Origin of the sequence: Mycobacterium sp. 1245801.1, from assembly GCF_001673055.1 — a bacterium.
Taxonomy (GTDB): domain Bacteria; phylum Actinomycetota; class Actinomycetes; order Mycobacteriales; family Mycobacteriaceae; genus Mycobacterium; species Mycobacterium europaeum_A.
In genome coordinates, this window is the sequence record NZ_LZKY01000374.1 from 22849 (window position 1) to 45468 (window position 22620).

At 66.8% G+C, this 22620-nt stretch carries 18 protein-coding genes; 13 read left to right on the plus strand and 5 right to left on the minus strand.

Annotation, left to right across the window (positions count from 1 at the left end; translation table 11 throughout):
- Positions 1 to 74: 74 nt before the first annotated feature.
- On the plus strand, positions 75 to 1145 hold the full coding sequence (locus A5622_RS23900; protein ID WP_066871171.1) for a TrkA family potassium uptake protein: 1071 nt from the start codon (positions 75 to 77) through the stop codon (positions 1143 to 1145).
- Positions 1145 to 2077, plus strand: a complete 933-nt coding sequence (nudC, locus tag A5622_RS23905; protein WP_066871169.1) for an NAD(+) diphosphatase — start codon at positions 1145 to 1147, stop codon at positions 2075 to 2077. The genes A5622_RS23900 and nudC overlap by 1 nt, the downstream gene beginning before the upstream one ends.
- Positions 2078 to 2083: 6 nt before the next feature.
- Here the strand turns inward: nudC and mrx1 are convergent, their stop codons facing one another.
- Complete coding sequence (mrx1, locus tag A5622_RS23910; RefSeq protein ID WP_066871166.1) at positions 2084 to 2338, minus strand: mycoredoxin Mrx1; 255 nt, start codon at positions 2336 to 2338, stop codon at positions 2084 to 2086.
- Between the two features lie 259 nt (positions 2339 to 2597).
- On the opposite strand from mrx1, the gene A5622_RS23915 reads away from it, so the two are divergent.
- Entirely contained in the window at positions 2598 to 4709 is a 2112-nt protein-coding gene (locus A5622_RS23915; RefSeq protein ID WP_197508084.1) for an ATP-dependent DNA helicase UvrD2, read from the plus strand.
- A 418-nt stretch (positions 4710 to 5127) separates the two neighbouring features.
- Positions 5128 to 5391 (plus strand): WhiB family transcriptional regulator, encoded by a 264-nt coding sequence (locus A5622_RS23920; RefSeq protein WP_066871160.1) that lies wholly within the window; start codon positions 5128 to 5130, stop codon positions 5389 to 5391.
- 10 nt (positions 5392 to 5401) lie between these two features.
- On the opposite strand, the gene A5622_RS23925 is transcribed toward A5622_RS23920, so the two are convergent.
- From A5622_RS23925 to A5622_RS23935, 3 genes are all read right to left on the minus strand, one after another.
- The gene (locus tag A5622_RS23925; protein WP_066881657.1) at positions 5402 to 6745 is read right to left on the minus strand and encodes an AarF/ABC1/UbiB kinase family protein; all 1344 of its coding nucleotides are present in this window, start codon (positions 6743 to 6745) and stop codon (positions 5402 to 5404) included.
- Positions 6746 to 6874: 129 nt separating this feature from the next.
- Positions 6875 to 7741, minus strand: coding sequence for a cyclodehydratase (locus tag A5622_RS23930; protein ID WP_066881623.1), 867 nt, complete (start codon positions 7739 to 7741; stop codon positions 6875 to 6877).
- A gap of 36 nt (positions 7742 to 7777) precedes the next feature.
- Positions 7778 to 9178: a zinc-dependent metalloprotease gene (locus A5622_RS23935; protein ID WP_197497899.1), complete on the minus strand. Its 1401-nt coding sequence runs from the start codon at positions 9176 to 9178 to the stop codon at positions 7778 to 7780.
- A 104-nt stretch (positions 9179 to 9282) separates the two neighbouring features.
- Between A5622_RS23935 and A5622_RS23940 the strand changes: the two genes are divergently transcribed.
- From A5622_RS23940 to A5622_RS23965, 7 genes are all read left to right on the plus strand, one after another.
- Complete coding sequence (locus A5622_RS23940; protein WP_066871152.1) at positions 9283 to 10305, plus strand: PDZ domain-containing protein; 1023 nt, start codon at positions 9283 to 9285, stop codon at positions 10303 to 10305.
- A 74-nt stretch (positions 10306 to 10379) separates the two neighbouring features.
- Positions 10380 to 13361, plus strand: coding sequence for a UPF0182 family protein (locus tag A5622_RS23945; RefSeq protein WP_066871149.1), 2982 nt, complete (start codon positions 10380 to 10382; stop codon positions 13359 to 13361).
- Positions 13362 to 13422: 61 nt separating this feature from the next.
- Entirely contained in the window at positions 13423 to 14244 is an 822-nt protein-coding gene (locus A5622_RS23950) for an IclR family transcriptional regulator (RefSeq protein WP_156748782.1), read from the plus strand.
- A 231-nt stretch (positions 14245 to 14475) separates the two neighbouring features.
- Positions 14476 to 15126, plus strand: a complete 651-nt coding sequence (locus tag A5622_RS23955) for a helix-turn-helix domain-containing protein (protein ID WP_197508085.1) — start codon at positions 14476 to 14478, stop codon at positions 15124 to 15126.
- Positions 15127 to 15222: 96 nt separating this feature from the next.
- Positions 15223 to 15672, plus strand: a complete 450-nt coding sequence (locus A5622_RS28650; protein ID WP_067179263.1) for a nitroreductase family deazaflavin-dependent oxidoreductase — start codon at positions 15223 to 15225, stop codon at positions 15670 to 15672.
- 228 nt (positions 15673 to 15900) lie between these two features.
- Positions 15901 to 17601, plus strand: a complete 1701-nt coding sequence (locus A5622_RS23960; RefSeq protein ID WP_197497897.1) for a thiamine pyrophosphate-dependent enzyme — start codon at positions 15901 to 15903, stop codon at positions 17599 to 17601.
- 7 nt (positions 17602 to 17608) lie between these two features.
- Positions 17609 to 18955, plus strand: coding sequence for an FAD-binding oxidoreductase (locus tag A5622_RS23965; RefSeq protein WP_066881627.1), 1347 nt, complete (start codon positions 17609 to 17611; stop codon positions 18953 to 18955).
- 33 nt (positions 18956 to 18988) lie between these two features.
- On the opposite strand, the gene A5622_RS23970 is transcribed toward A5622_RS23965, so the two are convergent.
- Positions 18989 to 19804 carry a transporter substrate-binding domain-containing protein gene (locus A5622_RS23970; RefSeq protein WP_197508086.1) on the minus strand — a complete coding sequence of 272 codons (816 nt, stop codon included), beginning with the start codon at positions 19802 to 19804 and terminating at the stop codon, positions 18989 to 18991.
- A 475-nt stretch (positions 19805 to 20279) separates the two neighbouring features.
- Between A5622_RS23970 and A5622_RS23975 the strand changes: the two genes are divergently transcribed.
- On the plus strand, positions 20280 to 21230 hold the full coding sequence (locus A5622_RS23975) for a VOC family protein (RefSeq protein ID WP_066881635.1): 951 nt from the start codon (positions 20280 to 20282) through the stop codon (positions 21228 to 21230).
- 93 nt (positions 21231 to 21323) lie between these two features.
- The gene (locus A5622_RS23980; RefSeq protein WP_066871130.1) at positions 21324 to 22574 is read left to right on the plus strand and encodes a cytochrome P450; all 1251 of its coding nucleotides are present in this window, start codon (positions 21324 to 21326) and stop codon (positions 22572 to 22574) included.
- Positions 22575 to 22620 lie beyond the last annotated feature (46 nt).

Sequence of the window (22620 nt, forward strand, 5' to 3'; positions counted from 1 at the left end):
GGGACGCTGTGGCCGTGGTTACATAAGACCCGTGCGTGTCTCGTGCGCAGAAGTGCAGCCGGTGACGGGCCGCCGTGGGCAACGGTAGGTCCCGAAAGCTGAGCGGTCTGGACGAAACCCTGACCACTCAGCGCGGTCACCAGCTGATCGGCGTGGTGCGCATCCCCGAGGACCATGCGAGCCCGATCCGCGTCATCACCCGTCGCCTGGCCATCGCGCTGGTGGTGCTGCTGGCCGCGGCGGTCATCGTCTACCTGGACCGCACCGGTTACCGCGACGTGCGCAACCAACCGCTGACGTTTCTGGACTGCGTGTACTTCTCCGCGGTCTCCCTGTCGACGACCGGTTACGGCGACATCACGCCGTACACCGAAACCGCGCGCCTGGTGCACACCCTGATCTTCACCGCGTTGCGGATCGCGTTCCTGGCCGTGCTGGTCGGCACCACGCTCGAAGTGCTCTCCGAGCGGTCTCGCCAAGGGTGGAAGATTCAGCGTTGGAGGAGCAGAGTGCGCAACCACACCATCGTGATCGGCTACGGCACCAAGGGAAAGACCGCGGTCGCCGCCATCCTCGGTGACGAGACCGCCCAGGCCGAGGTCGTCGTCGTCGACACCGATCGGGGCACGCTCGAGCACGCCGAGAGCGCGGGCCTGGTCACCCTGCACGGCGACGCCACCAAAGCCGATGTGCTGCGGCTGGCCGGCGCCCAGCATGCGGCATCCATCGTGGTCGCCACCAGCCGCGACGACACCGCGGTGCTGGTGACGCTGACGGCGCGCGAGCTGGCACCCAACGCCAAGATCGTCGCCTCGATCCGGGAGACCGAGAATCAGCACCTGCTGCAGCAGTCCGGCGCCGACTCGGTGGTGGTCTCCTCGGCCACCGCCGGCCGGCTCCTGGGGCTGGCCACCACCACGCCCAGCGTCGTGGACATGATCGAGGACCTGCTGACCCCCGACGCCGGGCTGGCCATCGCCGAGCGGGAAGTGGAGCAGACCGAAGTCGGCGGATCGCCGCGGCACCTGCGCGACATCGTGCTCGGAGTGGTGCGCGACGGCCACCTGCTGCGCATCGGCGCACCCGAGGTGGATGCGATTGAGGCCAACGACCGACTGCTCTACATCCGAAACGCCGACCACTGATGGCGATCGCGGACTTTCAGCTGCGCAGCGTCCCGTTGCTGTCGCGCGTCGGCGCCGACCGCGCCGATCAGCTGCGCACCGATGTCGAGGCCGCCACCGCCGGCTGGGCGGAGGCGGCGCTGCTGCGGGTGGATTCGCGCAACCAGGTGCTGGCCGCCAACGGCCGGGTGGTGCTCGGCGCGGCCGCCGAAATCGGCGACAAGCCGCCGTCGGAGGCGGTGTTCCTGGGGCGCCTGGAGGACGGCCGGCACGTGTGGGGCATCCGCGGCGCGCTGCAGGCCCCCGACGATCCCGGCGCGCACGCCGAGGTGGTGAACCTGCGCAGCCTGGGCCCGATCTTCGACGACACCAGCAGCCAGCTGGTGTCCGCGGCCGTCGCGCTGCTGAACTGGCATGAGAAGGCCCGTTTCAGCCCCGAGGACGGGTCGCCGACGCGGCCGGCCCGGGCGGGTTGGGCACGAATCAACCCGGTGACCGGTCGCGAGGAGTTCCCGCGCATCGACCCGGCGGTGATCTGCCTGGTCCACGACGGGGGTGACCGCGCGGTGCTGGCCCGCCAGGCGGTGTGGCCGGAGCGGATGTTCTCGCTGCTGGCCGGATTCGTCGAGGCCGGTGAGTCTTTCGAGGTGTGCGTCGCCCGCGAGATCCGCGAGGAGATCGGGCTGACCGTCCGCGACGTGCGCTACCTGGGCAGTCAGCCGTGGCCGTTCCCGCGCTCGCTGATGGTCGGTTTCCACGCCGTCGCCGACCCGGCCGAAGAGTTCTCCTTCAACGACGGCGAGATCGCCGAGGCGGCCTGGTTCACCCGCGACGAGGTGCGCGCCGCGCTCGCGGCGGGGGACTGGTCCAGCTCGTCTGAGTCGAAACTGCTGCTGCCCGGATCGATCTCGATCGCCCGCGTGATCATCGAATCCTGGGCCGCGATCGACTGAGCGGGCCTAGCTCCCGGTCTGGGCCAGCTTCGCCTTCACCTCGGCGGCGCTCGGGTTGGTCAGCGTCGACCCGTCGGCGAACTTGACCGTCGGGACCGTCCTGTTGCCGCCGTTGACCGAGCTGACGAAATCAGCGGCCGCCGCGTCGTGCTCGATGTCGACCGCCTCGTAGGGAATTCCGTTGGACTTGAGCACCGTCATGAGCCGGTGGCAGTAACCACACCAGGAGGTCGTGTAGACGGTGAGCGGGGCAGAAGTCATAGCTGGTTAACGTAGCCCGGCGACGATGCATTCCGCGACGCGGGATGCGGAGGAGTGGGCGATTGGGTGTAGCCCGGCGACGATGCATTCCGCGACGCGGGATGCGGAGGAGTGGGCGATTGGGTGTAGCCCGGCGACGATGCATTCCGCGACGCGGGATGCGCAGGAGTGGGCGACTCGCCGGGGCGACACGCCAGGCCGCCGATCAAGGTGTGGCGATGCGCCGGGTTTGTCGGCGACCGCTGCCAAGATGGACGCCATGCCGACGGTCGCCGATCCCTTGACAGCCGGGCTGGACGACGAGCAGCGCGAAGCCGTGCTGGCTCCCCGCGGCCCGGTCTGCGTGCTCGCCGGCGCCGGCACGGGAAAGACGCGCACCATCACGCACCGCATCGCCCAGTTGATCGCCAGTGGTCATGTCGCGGCGGGCCAGGTGCTGGCCGTCACGTTCACCCAGCGGGCGGCGGGGGAGATGCGCTCGAGGCTGCGGATGATCGACGCCGCAGCGGGCGAGGACACCACCGTCGGCGCGGTCTCGGCCCTGACGTTCCACGCGGCCGCCCACCGACAGCTGCGGTATTTCTGGCCGCGGGTGGTCGGCGACACCGGCTGGCAGCTGCTGGACAGCAAATTCGCCGTCGTCGCCCGGGCGGCCGCCCGCGCCCGGATCAACGCGAGCACCGACGACGTGCGCGACTTGGCCGGCGAGATCGAGTGGGCCAAGGCGTCGCTGATCGGGCCGGAGGAATACCCGGCCGCGGTGGCCGCCGCCGCGCGCGACATTCCGCTGGACGCCGCGCGGGTCGCCACCGTCTACGCCGCCTACGAAGCGCTCAAATCCCGCGGCGACAACGTCACCCTGCTCGATTTCGACGACCTGCTGCTGCACACCGCCGCCGCGATCGAAAATGATCCCGCCGTGGCCGAGGAGTTCCGGGATCGCTACCGCTGCTTCGTGGTCGACGAGTACCAGGACGTCACGCCATTGCAGCAGCGTGTGCTGACGGCGTGGCTGGGCGATCGCGACGACCTGACCGTGGTGGGCGACGCCAACCAGACCATCTACTCGTTCACCGGGGCCTCGCCGCGGTTCCTGCTCGACTTCTCCCGCCGGTTCCCCGACGCCACCGTGGTGCGCCTGGAGCGCGACTACCGCTCCACCCCGCAGGTGGTGTCGTTGGCCAACCAGGTGATCGCCTCGGCGCGCGGCCGCGTCGCGGGCAGCAAGCTGCACCTGGTGGGCCAGCGCGCGCCGGGCCCGGCGCCGTCGTTCTCCGAGCATCCCGACGAACCGGCCGAGGCCGCCGCGGTTGCCAAATCGATCAAGCGGCTCATCGAATCCGGCACCCCGCCGTCGGAGATCGCGGTGCTGTACCGGGTCAACGCGCAATCGGAGATCTACGAGGAGGCGCTGACCGAGGCCGGCATCGCCTATCAGGTTCGCGGTGGCGAGGGGTTCTTCAACCGCCAGGAGATCAAGCAGGCCCTGCTGGCGCTGCACCGGGCGGCCGAGCGCGGCTCTGAGCATGGCCCAGCGGGCCCGTTGCCCGACATGGTGCGCGCGGTGCTGGAACCGCTGGGGCTGACGGCGGAGGAACCGGTGGGCACCCGGGCCCGCGAGCGCTGGGAAGCGCTGACCGCCTTGGCAGAGCTGGTGGACGACGAAGTCGCCCAGCGTCCGCAGCTCGACTTGCCCGGGCTGATGGCCGAACTCCGGATGCGCGCCGACGCCCGGCACGCACCGGTGGTGCAAGGCGTCGCGCTGGCGTCGCTGCACGCGGCCAAGGGGCTCGAGTGGGACGCGGTGTTCCTGGTCGGGTTGGCCGACGGCACGCTTCCCATCTCGCACGCGTTGGCGCACGGCGCAGAAAGCGAAGCGGTCGAGGAGGAACGCCGGCTGCTCTACGTCGGAATCACCAGGGCCAGAACGCATTTGGCGCTCAGCTGGGCGCTGGCCCGCAGCCCGGGCGGGCGCCAGGGGCGCAAGCCGTCGCGGTTCCTCAACGGCATCGCACCCCAGGCGCGGGCCGACGCGGCGCCCAACAAGTCTCGGCGCACCCGCGGCACCGCGACCCGCTGCCGGATCTGCAACAACAACCTGACCACCCCGGCGGCGGTCATGCTGCGGCGCTGCGAGACCTGCGCCGCCGACATCGACGAGGACCTGTTGCTGCGGCTCAAGGCTTGGCGGCTCGACATCGCCAAGGAGCAGAAGGTGCCCGCCTACGTCGTCTTCACCGACAACACGCTGATCGCCATCGCCGAGCTGCTGCCCGACGACGAAGAGGCGCTGATCGCGATCCCGGGCATCGGCGCACGCAAACTGGAACAGTACGGGCCCGACGTGCTGGAGCTGGTCCGCGGCCGCTGACCGGTAAACCCGCAGGTCAGAAAATCGGTTGTGGTCATCGGCGCTGACCGTTTACCCTCGAAGCGCACAACTCGGCACCACGGAAGTCGGCATTACGGGAAGGGGGTGGCCACGATGATCAACGACGCTTTCGGTGTAGGCGTGGCCCGCGCGGCGTTCGACGCTGCCACCACCCATGCCGCACACGCCGCCTCGGCGGCCGCGCGTAAGCATCGCGCCGCCGCCGCGACCGACGCGTCCGTACAAGTCGGGGGCCCACCGAAGGCAAGCTAAGCACCAGCCCGGTTTTCTCCCCAGATGGCCACGGACCCGAAGTCACCAGGATCCGTGGCCATAGTTGTTCCGCAGACAACTTCCTGACCTGGTCCGGATCACTCCCCACGGACGCCAACCCAGATCAGGAAGTAGGTGGTAGGACATGTCGGCACCGACAGTCCCCAGACAATCCCTGCCGTGTCACGTCGGAGATCCCGACCTGTGGTTCGCCGACACCCCGGCCGATCTCGAGCGGGCCAAGACGCTGTGCACCGGCTGCCCGGTCCGCCGCCAGTGCCTGGCGGCCGCACTGGAACGGGCCGAGCCCTGGGGCGTGTGGGGCGGCGAGATCATCGACCGCGGCTCGGTCCTGAGCTTCAAACGGCCCCGCGGACGCCCGCGTAAAGACGACGGAGCCGCCGCCTAGGGCGCAGCGGCTAGATGACCGCGTTGTCGGGTTCGGCGAAACCGGGCACCAGTTCTTCGGACAGCGCCTTGATCGGCACGTGAGCGTCGAGCTGACACAGGATCGCAGCCACCGACATGATCACCCGCATCGGGATCACCAGCTTGGGCGGCAGATCCATCTGCCGGGCCGTGCGGATCTGCGACACCGACCGATCGATCTCGATGGCGGACATCTTCTGCAGCCACTTGCGGGTGTAGTGGAAGACCTCGACCTCGACGGGTTCGACGTACTGGCGCAGCATGTCGTCGATGTCGCGCACCGACACCTGCTGGCCCTTCTGGATGAAGCCGGCTTTCTCCATCGTCGGCAACAACTCGTCGTAGTTCTTGTCGCGGGCCAACCGGATGCTCATACCGAGCTCGATCGGCAGGCCGTCGGGCAGCGCGGCCACGGCGCCGAAGTCGATCACGCCCATGCGGCCGTCGGGCAGCAGCATGAAGTTGCCGGGGTGGGCGTCGCCGTGCAGCATCCCCAGCCGGCGCGGCGCGTCGAAGGTGAGCTCGAGCAGGCGGGTGCCCATCAAGTCGCGCTGCTCGACGGTGCCGTGCCGGATGATCTCGGCCATCGGGGTGCCCTGCATCCACTCCTGGATCACCACCTTCGGCGCGCTGGCCACGATGCGTGGCACCGCGAAGTGTGGGTGGTCCTGGTACGCCTTAGCGAAGGCGCGCTGATTCTCGGCCTCCAGCCGATAGTCCAGTTCCATCTCGGTGCGCTCGATCAGCTCGTCCACCACGCCCTGCACGTCGGCGCCCGGCGCGAGCTGCTTGAACACCCCGACCAGGCGCTGCATGGTCTTGAGGTCGGCCCGCAGTGCCTCGTCGGCGCCGGGGTACTGGATCTTGACCGCCACCTCGCGGCCGTCGGACCACACGCCCTTGTGGACCTGGCCGATGCTGGCCGACGCCACCGGGGTGTCGTCGAACGAGCTGAACCGTTCGCGCCACTTGGTGCCCAGCTGGGCATCGAGCACCCGGTGCACCTTGGCGGCGGGCAGCGGCGGGGCGTCCTTTTGCAGCTTGGTCAGCGCTTCGCGGTACGGCTCGCCGAATTCCTCGGGGACCGCGGCCTCGAGCACCGACAGCGCCTGGCCCACCTTCATTGCGCCGCCCTTGAGTTCGCCCAGCACGGTGAACAGCTGGTGGGCGGCCTTTTCCAGGATCTCGGCCTGGACCTCGTCCCTGGACTTTCCGGTCAGCCGCTTACCGAATCCGATCGCTGCCCGGCCGGCGAACCCGACGGGAATGCTGGCCAGCTTCGCGTTGCGCGCAGCGCGGCCCCTTTTGATGTCTGCCACGTATCCATCATCCATGATGGCCACCGCGATGTGGAGATAAGCCGACAACGCTTGTTGTCACATTGTGTAAACGCAGGTCAGGGTGCCAATCGGCCGTCGTTCGCGGCCCGCAAGGCCAAGCGCCACAACGGAAGTAGGCGTGATTCAGCATGAGCACAGCGGGTGTTTGACCCAGTGCCGCGTGACGATCGCGCCGGAGTGCACATCGAATTCCAGGGTCGCGTTCAGCGTCTGGGGTGGGTCGGGATCGGCCGCCGCCTCCCGTCGGTGCACGGCCGCGATCACCCGGTTCACCTGAGCCAGCGCCAGCGCCGCCGTCGCCAGCACGGTGGCCCGATCGGCGATCCCGACGGTTTCGCGCAGCTGCGCGCAGATCGCCGGCCAGGCGGCGTCGCGGTCCCGGCGGTGCAGGTCCGCGCAGCCCAGGCAGCTGGTCACCCCGGGGATCACCAGCGGACCTACCAGCCCGATGCCGTCGCGCACCCGCACCAACAGGTGGGCGACGCCCTGGCTGTGCAGATCGCGCACCATGCGCGGGTCGGCGACGAGGAAGTCCGACAGCACCACCAGATCGACGTCGTGGGCCGACACCGCGGCGTGCGGTTGGCTGCTGTGCGCGATCCGCGCGCCCGAACAGCGCAAGGTCTCCACCAGCAGCTCCGAGAGCGGCCCGCGGCCGTGGATCCGCACCGAGGCCGCCCGCTCGCGCGGCCGCCCGCATTCGGTGGCCACGCCGGCACCGACCAACTGCGCGACCAGGTTTCGCAGACCGTCGGCGTCGGTCAGCCCGCGGGCGAGCGCGCGGCGCTGCAACTCCGAGAGCGGGGTCGGCGACCACATCGACCGCAACAGGGTGGCCAGCTCGGCGGCGGCCAGGCCGCCCGGCGGGCGGACCAGCACCGCGCGCCGCGGATCCCAGCCCACCTGGACCGCGCCGTCGGGCCGCAGCAGCACCGGCAGCGCTGGGTCCAGCGCGTAGGTGGAAAGCGTGGCCGGGCGCCGCTGCGTCACGGCGTCACTGTGTCACGCGCGCGGCGATGGTCCCGCTCAGTTATCCACAGAGCCGCCGTCGGGCGGGCCGTCGGGGCCTTGGCCCTCGCGCTCGAGTTTGGCGATGGCCTCGTCGATGCCGCTGGTGTCGCCGCCGATGACCCGGTCGATGAAGCCCGCCGGCTCGTCGAGGTCCCCGGCGTCGGGCAGCAGATCCGGGTGTTGCCAGATGCCGTCGCGGGTGTCGACCCCGGCGGCCTCGGTCAGGCGCTCCCAGAACGCCGCGGCCTCACGCATCTTGCGGGGCCGCAGCTCCAGCCCGACCAGCGTGGCAAAGGTCTGCTCGGCCGGGCCGCTGCTGGCCCGGCGGCGCCGCATCGTCTCGCCCAGCGCGGCCGCACCAGGGATCCGGTCGCCCAGCGCCCCGGCCACCACCACCTGCACCCAGCCCTCGATGAGGGCGAGCAGTGTCTCCAGCCGTTCGAGCGCCTGCGTCTGGGCCGGCGTGGCCTTGGGCTCGAAAACGCCCTGCCCGAGCAGGTTTTCGATGGCCGCCGGATCCGACAGCGACGCCGGATTGAAGTCGCGCGCCAGTTCCTCGATTCCGGACATGTCGATCTGCATGCCCATGGCGTAGGCCTCGACGGCGCCGAGCAGTTGGCTCGACAGCCACGGCACGTGACTGAACAGCCGGTGGTGGGCGGCCTCCCGCGCGGCCAGGAAGGTCAGGACCTCGCTGCGCGGCCGCTCCAGTCCGGTGGCGAACGATTCGACGGCGTCGGGCATTACCGCGGCAATTCCCTTGGGCCCCAAGGGTAGACCGATGTCGGTGGAGGTCAGCACCTCGCGGGACAGTCGGCCCAGCGCCTGTCCGAGCTGCGAGCCGAACGCCATGCCACCCATCTGCGACATCATCTGCAGCAGCGGGCCGGCCATGCTCTTGGCCTCCTCGGGCAGCGACGCCGCCCACACCGTCGAAATCTGTTGTGCCATCGGGTCGCACAGCCGCTTCCAGGTCTCCAAGGTGTTCTCGACCCAGTCGCCGGGCGTCCAGCCCACCGCCTTGGTGGTGCCCGCCGGCAGCGCCGTGGCCCCGTCCAGCCAGGTTTCGGCCAGATGCACCGCGTCGGCGATCGCCGAGTTGGTGGTGTCCGGGATCGGCGCCACAAAGCCGATCGAATTCGTCGCGACGCGGCGCGCCAAGTCGTAGTTCACCGGCCCGGAGCCGGTTCCGGCGGGCCCGACAGTGCCCGCGCTGGAAAACATCTGGCCGAGTTGGGTGAAGATCTGCCCCAAGTCGCCCATGCCGAATTCACCGCTCATGCCGAAGGCGGCGAACGGGTCAGACGGGTTCGAGCCCGATTCGGGATCTTTCTTCCCGCGTTTGTCGGGGTCGTCTCCAGAGTCTCCCGAGGAGAACCCGAAAGGCAGGTCAGCCATACCCTCAACGGTACTCACCGCTAGGTCAGGCGGCGCGACCTCGGGTCAGCTTGTAGCTGAACCAGGCTGACCCGACGTCGTGGCTGAACACCGCGCGGCACCCGCCGTCTAGTCTGATCGGCGTGAACAGGCGCATCCTGACCTTGGTGGTCGCGCTGGTGCCGATCGTGGTGTTCGGCGTGTTGCTGGCCGTGGTGACGGTGCCGTTCGTGTCGCTGGGGCCCGGCCCCACCTTCGACACGCTCGGCGAGGTCGACGGCAAGCAGGTGGTGGCGATCGAGGGCACCCAGACGCATCCGACTACCGGGCACCTCAATATGACGACGGTGTCCCAGCGCGACGACCTGACGCTGGGCGAGGCGCTGACGCTGTGGCTTTCGGACACCGAGCAGCTGGTACCGCGCGACCTGATCTATCCGCCCGGTAAGTCGCGCGAGGAGGTCGACAAGGCCAACAACGCCGACTTCAAGCAATCCGAGGACAGCGCCGCCTATGCCGCCCTGGGTTACCTCAAGTACCCGGCGGCGGTCACCGTCGCCAAGGTCCCCGAGCCGGGCCCCTCGGCGGGCAAGCTGAAGACCGGTGACGCCATCGACGCGGTTAACGGCGTCCCAGTGGCCACCGTCGAGGAGTTCACCGGGTTGCTGAAGAACACCAAGCCCGGCCAGGTCGTGACGATCGATTACCGCCGCAAGAACGAGCCGGCCGGTGTGGCGCAGATCACCCTGGGTGCCAATAAGGACCGCGACTACGGCTTCCTGGGCGTCGCGGTGCTCGACGCGCCGTGGGCGCCGTTCACCGTCGACTTCAACCTGGCCAACGTGGGCGGGCCGTCGGCCGGCCTCATGTTCAGCCTCGCGGTGGTCGACAAACTGACCACCGGGGACCTGGCCAAGTCGAATTTCATCGCCGGGACCGGAACCATTTCGTCGGACGGCAAGGTCGGCCAGATCGGCGGCATCACCCACAAGATGGTCGCCGCGCATGCGGCCGGGGCCACGGTGTTTCTGGTGCCGGCCAAGAACTGTTACGAGGCCAGCTCGGACAATCCGTCCGGCCTGCGGTTGGTCAAGGTCGAGACGCTCGGCCAGGCAGTGGATGCGTTGCACGCGATCGGTTCGGGTGGGCAGGCGCCAAGCTGCTAGCGAAGCCCGGCGATCACGGGTTGTGCCATGCGTAGAGTTGTCACCGTCTAGCAATCGATCAGGGAGCGTAGCCAGTGGGGATGCGGCCCACCGCACGGATGCCGAAGCTGACTCGGCGTAGCCGGATTCTGATCCTGATCGCACTGGGTGTGATCGCTTTGCTGCTCGCGGGTCCGCGGCTGATCGACGCATACGTCGACTGGCTGTGGTTCGGCGAGCTCGGGTATCGCTCGGTGTTCTCCACCGTGCTGGTCACCCGGTTCGTGGTGTTTTTGATCGCCGGCCTGCTGGTGGGCGGCATCGTGTTCGCCGGGCTGGCGGTGGCCTACCGCACCCGCCCGGTGTTCGTGCCGAGCAACGACAACGACCCGGTGGCGCGCTACCGCGCCCTGGTGCTGTCGCGGCTACGACTGGTGAGCGCCGGTATCCCGGTGGCGGTCGGCCTGCTGGCCGGCATCGTCGCCCAGAGCTATTGGGTTCGAATCCAACTGTTCTTGCACGGCGGCGATTTCGGCATCCGGGACCCGCAGTTCGGCAAGGACCTCGGTTTCTACGCGTTCGAGCTGCCATTCTACCGGCTGCTGCTGTCCTACCTGTTCGTCGCGGTGTTCCTGGCCTTCGTGGCGAACCTGTTGGCCCACTACATCTTCGGCGGCATTCGGCTGTCCGGCCGCACCGGGGCGCTGAGCCGGTCGGCGCGAATCCAGCTGGTCACCCTGGTCGGGGTGCTGGTGCTGCTCAAGGCCATCGCCTACTGGTTGGACCGCTATGAGTTGTTGTCGCACACCCGCGGCGGCAAGCCCTTCACCGGCGCCGGCTACACCGACATCAACGCGGTGCTGCCGGCCAAGCTGATCCTGATGGCCATCGCGCTGATCTGCGCGGGCGCGGTGTTCTCGGCGATCGTGCTCAGGGATTTGCGGATTCCCGCGATCGGTGTGGTCCTGTTGCTGCTGTCGTCGCTGATCGTGGGGGCGGGATGGCCGCTGATCGTCGAGCAGATCAGCGTCAAACCCAATGCCGCGCAAAAGGAAAGCGAATACATCAGCCGCAGCATCGCCGCGACGCGGCAAGCCTACGGTCTGACGTCTGACCAGGTCACCTACCGCAACTACACCGGCGACGCGGGGGCCACCGCCCAGCAGGTCGCCGACGACCGGGCCACCACATCGAACATCCGGCTGCTCGATCCGACGATCGTCAGCCCGGCGTTCACCCAGTTCCAGCAGGGCAAGAACTTCTACTACTTCCCCGACCAGCTCTCCATCGACAGGTACCAGGACCGCACCGGGGCCCTGCGTGACTACGTCGTGGCCGCCCGCGAACTCAACCCCGACCGGCTGATCGACAATCAGCGCGACTGGATCAACCGGCACACCGTGTACACCCACGGCAACGGCTTCATCGCGTCGCCGGCCAACACGGTGCGCGGAATCGCCAACGACCCCAACCAGAATGGCGGCTACCCCGAATTCCTGGTCAACGTCGTCGGCGCTAACGGCGGGGTGGTCTCCGACGGCCCGGCGCAGCTCGACCAGCCGCGCGTCTATTTCGGGCCGGTCATCGCCAACACGTCGGCCGACTACGCGATCGTCGGTCGCAACGGCACCGACCGCGAATACGACTACGAGACCAGCAACGAGACCAAGAACTACACCTACACCGGGCTCGGCGGCGTCCCGATCGGCGACTGGCTGTCGCGCAGCGTGTTCGCCGCGAAATTTGCCGAGCGAAACTTCTTGTTCTCCAACGTGATCGGCTCCAACAGCAGGATCCTGTTCAACCGTGACCCGGCGCGGCGGGTGGAGGCGGTGGCGCCGTGGCTGACCACCGACAGCGCGGTGTATCCGGCGATCGTGAACAAGCGACTGGTGTGGATCATCGACGGCTACACCACGCTGGACAATTACCCGTATTCCGAACTCACGTCATTGGAGTCGGCGACCGCGGACTCCAACGAGGTGGCGTTCAACAGGCTGGCACCCGACAAGCGGGTCTCCTACATCCGCAACTCGGTCAAGGCGACCGTGGACGCCTACGACGGCACCGTCACGCTGTACCAGCAGGACGAGCAGGACCCGGTGCTCAAGGCGTGGATGCAGGTCTTCCCGGGCACGGTCAAGCCCAAGAGCGATATCAGCCCGGAGCTGGCCGAGCACCTGCGCTATCCCGAGGACCTGTTCAAGGTGCAGCGGATGTTGCTGGCGAAATATCACGTCAACGATCCGGTGACGTTCTTCTCCACGTCGGATTTCTGGGACGTGCCGCTAGATCCGAACCCGACGGCCAGCAGCTACCAGCCGCCGTACTACATCGTCGCGAAAAACATTGCGAAGAACGACAATACGGCGTCGTATCAGCTGACCAGCGCGATGAACAGATTCAAGCGCGACTATCTGGCCGCCTACATCAGCGCCAGCTCCGACCCGGCGACGTACGGCCGGATCACCGTGCTGACCATCCCGGGTCAGGTCAACGGGCCCAAGCTGGCCAACAACGCGATCACCACCGATCCGGCGGTGTCCCAGGACCTCGGTGTGATCGGGCGTGACAACCAGAACCGGATCCGGTGGGGCAACTTGCTCACCCTGCCGGTGGGCCAGGGCGGGCTGCTCTACGTCGAACCCGTGTATGCGTCCCCGGGGGCCAGCGATGCGGCGTCGTCGTATCCGCGGCTCATCCGGGTGGCGATGATGTACAACGACAAGATCGGGTACGGCCCCACGGTGCGGGACGCCCTGACGGGGCTGTTCGGTCCGGGTGCGGGCGCGGCGGCGACGGGCATCCAGCCCACCGAGTCCGGCACGCCCGCCGCCAGTCCGCCGGCCAACACGCCGCCGCCGGCCGTGACACCGGGTTCGGCGCCGCCGGTGGCCGCACCGCCGGTCGCCGACGGTTCGGTGACCCTGTCCCCGGCGAAATCGGCTGCCCTGCAAGAGATTCAGGCGGCCCTCGGCGCGGCCAAGGACGCGCAGAAGAAGGGCGATTTCGCCGGCTACGGTGCGGCGTTGCAGCGCCTGGACGACGCGATCACCAAGTACAACAACACCAAGTAGGTCGGACGCGGGCCGGCGAAGCGCATCTCGCAAAGGCTGCTGCCCGCGCTAATGCAGCATTTTGGCCCCATGCCGCTTCGGGGATAACCTCGTCGACGACATTCTGAGCAGGCTGTTGTTGCTTTTCGGCACCGGGCATAGATCGCACGTGCTCGCCGTTGCAGTCGGCAACAGCAACCTCAAAGGGGTCGATGGTGGGCCAACGGTGGATCGCATGACCGCCAGTGATAGGCGGGTGGGCGCGGCGGGCGGTTCGCTTCGCAACGACGGCCGCGGGGTCCTCGAGAGCGCATTTGAACTGCTGGAGCTGGTGGCTGCGTTGGAGCCGGTGCGGCTGCTGGATTTGGCGAATGTGAGCGGGATCCCGCGGGAGACGGTCCGTCGACTGTTGCAGCAGTTGATCGCGGTCGGGGCGGTCAGTCGCGAAGGCAGCCGGTATCGGTTGGGCGCGAGCCTGTTGGGGTTGGGTTCGCGGGTGAGTCCGGAGCGTCGATTGCGGGTGGCCGCCCGTCGGCCGATCGCCGAGCTGGCAAGCGCCACTGGGGCTGCGGTTCAGTTGTCTGCGCTGATCGGTGGCGAGGTGGTGTACCTGGACACGGTGGACGCTCGGGTTCCGTTCGGAGTGGTCGCCCAACCGGGGGCCCGGGTACCACCTAGATGCGCAGCCGCACGAGCCCACACCGAATTGGGTTTTACCGCACCAATAGTGGACACCGGCGAGGTTATCAAGGGTATGAGCTGTGTCGCGGTAACCATTCCTTTGGGCAACGGCGCTGTGGCAGCTGTGTCGACGCTTGTCCCGCGACCGCGGCCGCCGCTCGGGCTGCTCGCTGCCACCAGGGCCACCGGTGTCCGTATCGCCGGGCTCCTTCGTACACCGTGAATTGCTATCAGCGAGAAAACCCACTGAGTGGGCACAGATTGGCCGCTTGTCCCGCGGCTTCTTAACGTCATAGCCGTGGCGGCCACACACCGGTCCGGTACTACCTTCGGATCCTTGACAGCGAAAGGCATACCTTGAACGAGGGGTTGACGTATGTGCTGATTTCGGGCCGCCGGCATGGAGTCTGGTCAAGGCGACCGGTTGCCAAGCGGCCTGGTCTGGGCGATGGCGATGCTCCGTCGGGTTGTGGACGGCTCGTTTCCTAACGACGGCCGCGGGGTTCTCCAGAGCGCATTTGAACTGCTGGAGCTGGTGGCTGCGTTGGAGCCGGTGCGGCTGCTGGATTTGGCGAATGTGAGTGGGATCCCGCGCGAGACGGTCCGTCGACTGTTGCAGCAGTTGATCGCGGTCGGGGCGGTCAGTCGCGAAGGCAGCCGGTATCGGTTGGGCGCGAGCCTGTTGGGGTTGGGTTCGCGGGTGAGTCCGGAGCGTCGATTGCGGGTGGCCGCCCGTCGGCCGATCGCCGAGCTGGCAAGCGCCACTGGGGCTGCGGTTCAGTTGTCTGCGCTGATCGGTGGCGAGGTGGTGTACCTGGACGTGGTGGACGCTCGGATTCCGGTGGGATTCACAGCCGAACCCGGGGCTCGGGTGCCGCCAGGTACGGCGACTGCGCGGGCTTACACCGAGTTGGGCCGCGCCCCCATAGTGGATGCCGGCGGGGTGCTGGCGGATCTCAGCTGCGTTGCCATAGCAATTCCTCTCGGCGACAACGCGGCGGCTGCCGTTTCGGCGCTCATCGCGCAACGCCGGCCTCCCCTGGGACTGCTGGCTGCCACCAGGGCTACCGGCAGCCGCATCGTCAGCCTCCTTCGCAACCCGTGAAACGGTGCCAGGCGCGAAAACCCACTCAGTGGGCCCAGGTTTGCCGCTCGTCGCGTGGTTTCCTAACGTCGCGGGCATGACAGGCGCAAACTGCTCATGAGCAATATGACTCCGGCGGAGCAACTGGTGCTCCTACCGCTGCTGCGCCTTCATGGCATGGTCTATCGGAGGACCGACGGTCGGATCGGCCACCGGATGCCAGGCATGCCACCCTGTTTGCTGTTACACACCACGGGCGCGAAGACCGGTCAGCAGCGCAGTAATGCACTGACCTACGCCAAGGACGGCGACTCGTATCTGGTCGTCGCGTCCTTCGGTGGTAGCGATAAGCATCCGGGCTGGTACCACAACCTACGGAACCAGCCGGACTGCGAAATAAACGTGGGGCCAATACGATTCGCGGTGACAGCACGCAGAGTCGCACCCGGTGACGCCGGCTACGCTCGGCTGTGGGAGATCGTCAATACAAACAACGCGAACCGATACACCGGCTACCAGAGCCGAACATCGCGGCCCATCCCGGTTATCGCGTTAACCCCCGCCTGAAGGGCTTACCGCAGCTCTTTGGCCGGCAGCTGCCATCCGGTGCGTGACAGGTAGATGCGGCGATGAACCCGGCACCGCCTTCGGCGTGTGGATGGTCGGCGAGCTGATCGCACAGCACACTAGCCCTCAAATCAGAAGCGCCTAACCGTGAATCACTGATCAGCTAGCAAAACCCACCCAGTGGGCGCGGGCTCGCAGTTGGCCTCGTCGCTTCCTAGCGTCACTCGTGTGACACGCGCTCATGGCGCCAAGAATGGCGCAGAAGTACTGCTGGATCATTTGGAATCCCAGGGCGTGGACTGCATTTTCGCCTCTCCCATCGCCGTGATGGCGCCGATCTGGGAAGTGCTTGCCCGGCGCGGCAACGAGATGAGGCTGCGGTACTTCCGCTGTCGCCATGAGCTGTTGGCGGTGAGCCTGGCATCGGGTTACTACAAGGCCACCGGCCGAAGCCAGATCGTCTTCTTGCCGACATCGTTGGGAGTTCAAAACGCGTCGATGGCGCTGAGCACGGCGCTGCAGGAGCGCACACCGATGACGGCACTGTCGCCTGACACGCTCAGCTATGGTGATGACCCCGACGGCGATCCCGGTGCCGAATGGCCCGCACTGCTGACCGACCATGCCGGCCCGGCGCGCAACGCCGAAGTCGTCGTCAAGTGGGCGAAGCGAGCGCGCACGCCGTTCGATCTGGTTCACGAACTCCGGCGCGCCCGCTTCATCGCCGAGTCCGTCCCGCTCGGCCCGACGCTGTTGGAGATACCGTTTCAGCTGTTGCTGGGCGAGGGTCACCCCGAGGTCCCCCCGTGGGTTCCCGCTGCACCGAATGTCGCGACACCAGAACATATCGACCGGGTGGCCGGAATTCTCGTGCGCGCGACAAACCCGATCATCGTCACCGAACACGGCGGGCGCACCGACGCCGACCGCAACGCCCTGATAGGCATCGCCGAGGCGCTGTCGGCGCCCGTCTTCGAATTCTGGAATCCCGCCTATCACAACTTTCCGCGGTCGCACCCCCTGTACGGGGCGGGGCCGGTGGAAGCGGTGCTGGGTGAAGCCGATGCCGTGCTGTTGGCCGGCTGCAATGGACCGTGGCATCCGCCGCAGGCGGCGTTACGCCCAGGGTGCGCGGTCATTCACCTCGAACAAGACCCGCTGCGCCCGCGCGGTGCCTATTGGGGCTACCCGATCACTCACGCGATCCCGGGGAATGTGTCGATCAATCTGGTTGCGCTCGCTGCCAATCTACAAACGCGATCGGCCGTTCGGCACGACGCCGACGAGCGGTGGACGCGCTACACGGATGGCGTGCGCGCCAAGGGAATCGAAGAAGCTCGCCAACTAGCGTTGCAGGCAACCGATTTCGTGTGTGCCGCCGACTTGTTCGGTGCGTTGCACGACGCACTTCCCGACGACGCGATCTGTGTCGATGAGATCACGTCTCAAGTGCCGCAAATGATTCAATTCCTGTACACCCGTAAACTTTTCGAGCAGTATCGCGGTTGGGCAGGAGCACTGGGCACCGGCCTGGGCACCGCACTCGGCGTCAAGCTCGCGCGCCCGCAGCAAGTGGTCGTCTGCATCCTCGGTGACGGAGCGTGGCACTACAATCCCGTGCCGGCTGCGCTGGGATTCGCACAGGAATACGGAGTCTCGCTGCTCATCGTGCTGTGCAATAACCGGCAGTACGCATCCCAGATCCGAAACCTCGTCAGGTACTACCCGGATAGCGCGGCCGTCCGCGAACAGAACTTCGTCGGCAACACCATTGAACCGATGCCCGACTACGTGAAGCAGGCCGAAGCGTATGGCGGCATGGGCGAACGCGTGCAGAAATTCGATGAGCTGGCCGTGGCCGTGCAGCGGGCACTCGAAGCCGTCGCATCAGGGCGGACGTTCTTGCTGGACGTCGTCGTCAACCCGTAGGAGATAAATGACCACCCCCGCTGTGATATCCGCGGCCGCCGCCGACCTGACGAGAGCGATCAATGCCACGCAAGTGCGGGTCCCCGGTGCTGCGCCATTGATCTGGAATGCGGCGGCGCAGCATCGTCCGGCATTGATCGTGCGACCCGAGTCATCGTTCGACGTGCAGATAGCCATCCGGGTGGCGCGTGACCGCGGGATGCGGCTCTCGGTGCTCGGGGGTGGCCACGACTGGCTTGGTCGCGCTGTGTGCGACGGCGGTCTGGTGATCGACATGTCCGGGATGCGAAGTGTCACAGTCGATACCACGGTACCGGTCGCAACGGTCGGCGCGGGTGTCACAGCGACTGATTTGACCGACGCGGTCGCGCCGTACGGGCTGGTTGCCGCCACCGGCAACTGCGGCGGCGTCGGTATGGCCGGCCTGACACTCGGCGGAGGTTACGGACCGCTCAACGGCCGGTTCGGCCTTGCCTCGGACAACCTGGTCGGTGCAGAGGTTGTCCTGGCGGACGGTCGAACCGTCGCAGCCGACGCGACTCACGAGCCGGAGTTGTTCTGGGCACTGCGCGGTGGTGGCGGCAACTTCGGGGTGGTCACCTCGATGCGCGTGCGGTTACATCCGCTGGACCGGTTGATCGGCGGAATGATCATGTTCCCGTGGTCGCAGGCCGCGACGGTGTGGAGTGGGCTCGGTGAGCTGTTGTCGACTGCACCGGACGAGCTGACCGTGCTAAGTGGACTGCTTTGCGAGCCAGGCGGAAATCCGGCGGTTTTCCTTGCCCCTGCCTTCAGCGGCGATCATCGTTGCGGCGAAGCCGCCGTCGATAGGCTCGTCAAGCTTGGAACTCCGCTGACCACACAGGTCGCGCCGATGACGTACCGCGAATGGCTGAGCCTGTTCGATGGCTGGAGCGTGGGTGGGCAGTGCTGGGCGATTCGCACCCGCACGGTCGCGGGGTACACCCCTGGGGTGATCGATACGCTCCGCGAGGCCGGTCGGGCGCTGACCTCACCCCCCAGCGGCGTCGCCATCCACCACTGTCACGGCGCGTCGACGCGCGTCGCCTCGGACCAAACCGCGTTCGCAAACCGCCGCCCACACTTCGTCGTCGAGATTGTCGCCAGTTGGGAGACCGGGGATGGTGCTACTCACCGTGCGTGGGCCGACGCGGTGTCGGCCGCGCTTGCGCCTCACGCTCAACCGGGCGGCTACGCCAACCTGCTGGGACCCGATGACCACGAGCAGGTCGCGAATGCCTACGGCGAGAACGCCGTCCGACTCGCCGCCGCGAAAGCGCGGTACGACCCCGACGGCGTCTTCACCGCCATTCCGCTTCCCAGCGTCGGTTAGAGGAGGGCACGAATGTCGATCGGCCCGCAACAATCATGGTCCGATTAGCGCACCTAGGTACCTCTGGCTCAGCGCTGCGTAGGTCCCGTCGTTCTGTGCGATGTTGAGCCACAGATTCATCCATTGCTGCACGTCCGTGGCGGTTCGAGGAATGAGATAGGCCTTTTGTTCGAACGTGAACGGATGGTCCAGACTCTGACCGCAGAGCTGCGGATCCTGGCCTGTCTGCCAACGGATCTCACTGGCATCGGTGATCATGACATCGGCGGCGTCGTTAGTGATTTGGCCGAAGATGGTGTTGTTGTCCGGATAGTTCACCACGTGCGCATTGTGGAGGTGGCCGTTGTCGAATTCGGCATTGGTACCACCGGGGTTGACGACCACGCGGACACCCGGGCGGTCAATGTCGCTCAGGGTCTGGAACTTTGATGCCTCAGCGCAACGGACGATGGCCGCTTTTCCATCGCGTAGGTAGGGAGCGCTGTAGATCGCATGCTCGGCGCGGTTGAGCGTGATGGTGATTCCTCCCATCGCCACATCGCACTTGTTGCCCAGATCGTTGACAACACTTGCCCACGTGGTCGGCACCGTGTCCAGCCGGACTCCCAGTCGAGTGGCCATGTCGTGGGCCATGTCGATGTCGAGCCCACTCCAGATGCCCTGTGCGTCACGGTACGTGAATGGGCGGTAGTCGCCGGTACTGCACACACGGACCGTGCCGCGCTGCAGAATCTGTGGCAATCCGACGGACGCCGGCGTGGCTGTCGATGACGTCGTAGTCGGTGAGTCACACCCCGCGGCGAGCGCGGCCATGGCGACCAATGCAGGAATCGTGACCAACCCGATCATGATGGCCCGCCCCGTCATTGGGGAAGTGCCGACGCCTCTAGCCATTCGCCTTACCAGAATCACTCATCATGAATGCTCCTCAATGACCTGACGGCCCCTTCTGGGATCCGTCCTGGTACTCCTTGAGCGCCAATCTATTACCCCAGCCTAGAGCTCGGGCGCTGCCCCTATCGCCACACCGTCAAACGGTGACCGGCCGGTAAAGCCCACTCAGTGGGCGCAGGTTAGCCGCTGGACGCGTTGCTTTTTAACGTCGCAGGTGTGACGAAGAACAGATCTGGCCACACTGCTCATCGCGGTTGGCCCGAGGTGGTATCAGCTGCGCTTCCGCAGCATGTGCTTCCCGGCGGCTACGCCAACATGTCTATGCCCGATGGCCCGATCAGACCGCAAACGCTCACGGCGAGAACGATGTCCGAAGCGGCTTTCCGCTTCCTGGGGGACCCGATGACCACCCGCCGGCGGGAGAGCTCGAATGTCGTACATCATCGATAGTCACCACATCACCATGTCGGTGAACGGGGCCCAGGACGACGTTGACTTTCACGTCAAGATGCTGGGTCTACGGCTGATCAAACGGACGGTGTTGTTCGACGGCACGATCCCGATCTATCACCTGTATTACAGCAACGCCAACGGCGACCCGAGCGCGGTGCTCACCACGTTCCCGGTTGGCCAGGCCGGGATGTGCGGGCGACGTGGTACCAACCAGGCACGTGAGGTATTGCTCGCCGCTCCCGCGGGTTCGCTGAACTACTGGTCCTCCAGGTTGCAGGAACGGGCCGCGGACGTCCGGGACGCGACCGTGTTCGATCGCCGCCGCGTCCTGTTCCGGCATCCGTGCGGGATCGAGTACCAGCTGGTCGAGGTCGTCGACGACCCTCGTCGGGGTTACACCGGCAACGGTGTGCCCGAGGAGTACGCCATCCACGGGATTTACGGTGTAGGCGTACACGTGACGGGGCCGGACACCGCAGTCGAGTTTGCCGCCAACCACCTTGGTGCTCGCGAGGGCTTGACCGAAGGTGACCGTTTTGCGTTGGAGGCCGGTAAGTCCGGGCTCGGCGGTGCGGTCGAGCTTGTCGTCAATCGCACAGATGGGCCGGGCACGTGGACCTATGGTGCCGGAACTATTCACCACTTCGCTTGGAACGCAGACACTCTCGAAAACCAGAGCGACCTGAAACTCGAGATCGAGGGTGCCGGTTACACAGATATGTCCGAAGTTCGAGACCGCAAGTACTTCAAGTCGGTCTACGTCAGATCACCCGGCGGCGCCCTTTTCGAACTGGCCGTGACACACAACGAGGGTGGCTGGGACTGCGACGAGTCGCCGCAGGAGCTGGGCAAGCGATTCCAGCTGCCGGAGCAATTCGAGGCGCGGCGCGAGGAGATCCTAGGCCGCCTCGAGCCGATCAGGTTCTGAGGATGCGTCGAAGCGAGGACGGCCGCGCCTCGACGGCGGCGCATTGGGTCTTCATCTATCGAAGTTCTGACAACCCCGGAGTGAGGAATCCACATGAACGCACCCACAATGCATGACGCCACCAAAGTTCTGGCTGACCCATCGGCATACGCCGACGACGAGCGGCTGCACACGGGGCTACGGCAGCTGCGGGCAACCAATCCGGTTGCATGGGTGGACCATCCGCCGTATCGGCCGTTCTGGGCGATCACCAAGCACGCTGACATCATGGCGATCGAGCGCGATAATGACCTCTTCATCAGCGCGCCCCGCACAATGCTCACAGCCGCCGCCGTCGACGATCTGCGCAATGCAGAGCTAGACGCCGGGACCGGCATGCGCACCCTGGTCCAGATGGACGGCGCATACCACCGCAAGGTGCGCGCGATCTCCGCGAACTGGTTCCGCCCCGCGGCCATGCGCAACCTGAAGGCGCAGGTGGACCAGCTGGCCAAGCGCTGTGTCGACAAGATGTGCGAGATCGGACCTGAGTGCGACTTCGTCACCGACGTCGCAGCCGACTTTCCGCTCTACGTCATCCTGTCCCTATTGGGTCTTTCCGAATCCGAGTTTCCTCGGATGCGCACGCTTACCCAGGAAATGTTCGGCCGCGATGACGCCGAATACCAGCGAAGTCAAGGCCCCCAGGCCGTGCTCGCGGTGATGCAGGACTTCCTCAACTACTTCGCCGAGCTGACCGCGTCGCGCCGCCAGAACCCCACCGGCGACCTGGCCTCGGCCATCGCGAACGGGCGCGTCGACGGCGAGCCGCTCTCGGACGTGGACACCGCGTCCTACTACGTGATCATCGCCAGCGCCGGCCATGACACCACCAAAGACGCCATCTCCGGCGGGCTGCGCGCGCTCATCGAAAACCCCGGTGAACTAACGCGATTGAAGCAGGACCTCACGCTGATGCCGACGGCGATCGAGGAGATGATCCGGTGGACCACCCCGGTGAAGGAATTCATGCGCACCGCAACCGCCGACACCACGGTTCGGGGGGTCGACATCGCCGAAGGAGAGTCGGTGTATCTGGCTTACGCGTCCGGCAACCGCGACGAGGAGGTCTTCGACGATCCGTTCCGCTTCGACATCCGCCGCGATCCCAACAAACACCTGGCCTTCGGGTACGGCGTGCACTTCTGCCTCGGTGCCGCATTAGCGCGGATGGAGATCAACAGTCTCTACCGCGAACTGCTCCCCAGGCTGAAATCGATCGAGCTCGCCGGCGAGCCGGAATTGTGCGCGACGACACTCGTCGGTGGTCTCAAACACCTGCCGATCCGCTACTCACTGAAGTGATTCCGGCTCTGCCGATCCGTGACACAGAAGGGCCCACCATGACGAG